The following is a 3,339-nucleotide window of genomic DNA, read 5'->3' as shown; positions in this document are numbered from 1 at the left end:
ACAGCCATTCCGGGCACCCCCCTCCGGAGGCCCCGCCCCCCGCACCACCCACCCGGCCCGGGGCCCAACCCGGGGACGTCACGCACTCGGCCGGGCAACGCCCGGGGGCGCAACGCAACGGGACCGGGCCCCGCCCCGCAGAGGCGCAACGCCTTCGAACGGTCCGCAGCCCGGGCCGGCCATGCCCCTGGGCGCAGCGCACTCGTCGGGGCCCCGCCCCGCCCCCCCGCGCCACCCACCCGGCCCGGGGCCCAACCCGGGGACGTCACCCACTCGGCCGGGCAACGCCCGGAGACGTCACGCACTTGAGCGGGCAATGCCCGCGGGCGCAAGGCAACCGGACCGGGCCCCGCCCCGGCAGGGGCGCAGCGCACTCGAGCGGGCGACGCCCGGGGACGTCACGCACTCGACCGGGCCATGCCCGCACGGCGCGCCCTCTCCGGCCGGGCCTCGCCCGGGGACGGCACGTGACCCGCGGAGCGCCACGCCGCCGGGGCACGGCGTGTCGGCTGTGCCCGTGCACAACGTGGCTGTCCCGCCGCTGGTCAGGCGCAGCGAGTCCCGTGACAGCCGTGGACCGGGCACGCCGCCCGGTGCTGGTGTGGCCCCCGAGAGGCGAGCCGACCGTTGGCGAGCCGGACAAGGGGTTGCGTATGGCCGCCGCGTTGGAGGTGCGGGCGCTGTCCGTGGGGTACGGGCCCGTGCGGGCGTTGCGGGACGTCTCCGTCGAGGTGCCCGAGGGTGCCGTCGTCGCCGTGCTCGGCGGCAACGGTGCCGGCAAGTCCACCCTGCTGCGAGCGGTGTCACGCACACTGCCGTTCCAGCGTGGGCAAGTCACCGCCGGAAGCATCAGTTTCGAGGGCCGTCCGCTGGACGGCCTCAGCGCCGCCCGGGTCGTGGCGGCGGGAGTCGTCCAGGTGCCGGAGGGCCGCCAGGTCTTCGCACGGATGACCGTGGCGGACAATCTGCGGGCCGGCACGCTCGGGGTGCGCGGGCGGCGGGAGTCCGCCGCCGCACTCGCCCGCGTGCACGAGCTGTTCCCCGTGCTGGCCGACCGCGCCCAGCAGAAGGCCGGTCTCCTGTCCGGCGGTGAACAGCAGATGCTCGCGATGGGACGTGCGCTCATGGCACGCCCCCGGCTGCTGCTCCTCGACGAGCCCTCGCTGGGCCTCGCCCCGCTCATGGCGGCGAGGATCGCCGAGACGATCAAGGAGATCAACGCCGCGGGCACGCCCGTGATGCTCGTGGAGCAGAACGCGGCGATCGCCCTGCGACTGGCTTCCAGGGCCTATGTCCTGGACGTCGGCGAGGTCGCGCTCGAGGGACCGGCCGACGAGCTGGCGGCATCGGACGAGGTCCGGCGCCGTTATCTCGGGGTCGTCGACGAGGACGCCGCACAGGACGCCGTGCAGGCGCAGGACGCCGCGCCGACGCTGCGGAGGTGGTCCGCGTGAACGCGACGACGACCACGGCGATCGCACCGCTCGTCGTCGAGGAGGTGACGGTCCGCTTCGCGGGTCTCACCGCACTGGACGGGGTGTCCTTCACCGTCGAGCCGGGCAGTGTGCACGCCGTCATCGGGCCGAACGGGGCCGGCAAGTCCACCACGTTCAACGTGCTCTCGGGTGTGTACAGGGCGACGGAGGGCAGTGTCCGCTTCGGCGACGACGAGCTGACCGGTCTGCCGCCGCACCGCATCGCGGCCCTCGGTGTCGCCCGTACCTTCCAGAATCTCGCGCTGCCGCCCCGGGCGACGGTCGCCGACAGCCTGCTCCTCGGCCGGCACCGGCTCACCCGTACCGGGTTCGTCGCGGCGGGGCTGCGGCTGCCGTCGGCGGCCCGCGAGGAACGCCGGCACCGCGAACGCGTCGCGGAGATCGCCGAGTTCGTCGGCCTCGCGGACGACCTCGACCGTCCCGCCGGTGAACTCCCTTACGGAAAGCAGAAACTCGTGGAACTGGCCCGCGCCCTGTGCATGGAGCCGCGGATCCTGCTCCTCGACGAGCCCGTCGCGGGCATGACCGCCGACGAACGGCGGCAGACCGCCGCGGTCGTCGCGGGCGTCCGCGACAGCCTCGGCATATCGATCGTGCTCGTGGAACATGACATGGGGGTGGTGATGCGGCTCGCGGACGCCGTGACCGTGCTCGACTTCGGACGCCGTATCGCGGGCGGTACGCCCGCCGAGGTACAGGGTGATCCGGCGGTAGTGCAGGCGTACCTCGGTACGGAGGCCACGCCATGACCACGTTCACAGAACTTCTCCTCGGCGGGCTGTCCATCGGCTCCGTCTACGCGCTGATCGCCCTCGGCTTCGTCGTCATCTTCAAGGCGACGGAGGTCGTCAACTTCGCCCATGCCTCGCTGCTCCTGGCGGGCGGCTACATCACCGCGGTCCTCCACGACGACCTCGGCTTCTGGCCGGCGCTGGCCGTCGGGATCGCCGGCGCGGCGGTCGTCGGCTCCGCCGTCGACTTCCTGGTCATGCGCCGTTACCGGGGTTCCGACCACAGCGTCCTCGCCATCGTCACGATCGGTGTGGACATCCTGCTGACGACCGAGCTCACCCGGCTGATCGGCACGGACGTGATGGCGCTCGGCGACCCCTGGGGCGACCGGGTGGTGAACCTCGGCGAGATCACGATCGCGCAGACCCGGATCGCGGCGTTCGTCGCCGCGGCGCTGCTCATCACGGCGTTCCTGCTCGCCTTCCGCTACACCTCCTGGGGTGTGGCGATGCGGGCCGCGGCCGAGAACCCGCAGACGGCCGCGCTGATGGGCGTGCGCCTCGGACGGGTCTCGATGTCGGCATGGGCGGTCGCCGGCGCGCTCGCCGCGGTCGCCGCGCTGTTCCTGACGGTCTTCCCGACGCCGGGTCTGGAACGGGCCACCTCACTCGCCGCCCTCAAGGCGTTCCCCGCCGCGATCCTCGGAGGGCTGGACTCGACGACGGGTGCCCTGGCGGGTGGCCTGATCGTCGGGGTCACGGAGTCGTTCGCGACGGGCTACCAGAGCGAACTGACGTTCCTGGGCGGGGGGATCGGGGATCTGGCCCCGTATCTGGTGATGCTGCTCGTGCTGTTGGCGCGGCCCGCCGGACTCTTCGGCACGAAGGAGCTCGCCCGTGTCTGACAACGACCGCCCCGGCTCCGCCGAGGCCGCAGAGCGCGTCGGGACCGCGAAGCCGTCCGTTCCCGCCCCGTCGGGCGAGGCCGCGAAGCCGTCCGTTCCCGCCCCGTCGGGAGAGGCCGCGAAGCCGTCCGTTCCCGCCCCGTCGGGAGAGGCCGCGAAGCCGTCCGTTCCCGCCCCGTCGGGAGAGGCCGCGAAGCCGTCCGTTCC

At 73.6% G+C, this 3,339-nt stretch carries 3 protein-coding genes and 1 pseudogene; all 4 read left to right on the top strand.

Annotated features, from left to right (window positions below; translation table 11 throughout):
* Positions 1 to 653: 653 nt before the first annotated feature.
* Complete coding sequence (locus ACWGH4_RS33170) at positions 654 to 1,454, top strand: ATP-binding cassette domain-containing protein (protein ID WP_441261648.1); 801 nt, start codon at positions 654 to 656, stop codon at positions 1,452 to 1,454.
* Positions 1,451 to 2,245, top strand: a complete 795-nt coding sequence (locus tag ACWGH4_RS33165) for an ATP-binding cassette domain-containing protein (protein ID WP_441261649.1) — start codon at positions 1,451 to 1,453, stop codon at positions 2,243 to 2,245. The genes ACWGH4_RS33170 and ACWGH4_RS33165 overlap by 4 nt, the downstream gene beginning before the upstream one ends.
* Positions 2,242 to 3,132, top strand: coding sequence for a branched-chain amino acid ABC transporter permease (locus tag ACWGH4_RS33160; RefSeq protein ID WP_005309543.1), 891 nt, complete (start codon positions 2,242 to 2,244; stop codon positions 3,130 to 3,132). The genes ACWGH4_RS33165 and ACWGH4_RS33160 overlap by 4 nt, the downstream gene beginning before the upstream one ends.
* Positions 3,125 to 3,339, top strand: a pseudogene (locus tag ACWGH4_RS33155) (hypothetical protein); the annotation flags it as partial. The gene ACWGH4_RS33160 and the pseudogene ACWGH4_RS33155, both read left to right, overlap by 8 nt.

This window comes from Streptomyces sp. NPDC054847, assembly GCF_053610925.1.
This window is presented reverse-complemented; position numbering and strand designations above follow the sequence as displayed.

Bases quoted from the DNA above. Each gene is read 5' to 3' on its own strand.
- ACWGH4_RS33170 (WP_441261648.1), top strand. From the start codon at position 654: ATGGCCGCCGCGTTGGAGGTGCGGGCGCTGTCCGTGGGGTACGGGCCC.
- ACWGH4_RS33160 (WP_005309543.1), top strand. From the start codon at position 2,242: ATGACCACGTTCACAGAACTTCTCCTCGGCGGGCTGTCCATCGGCTCC.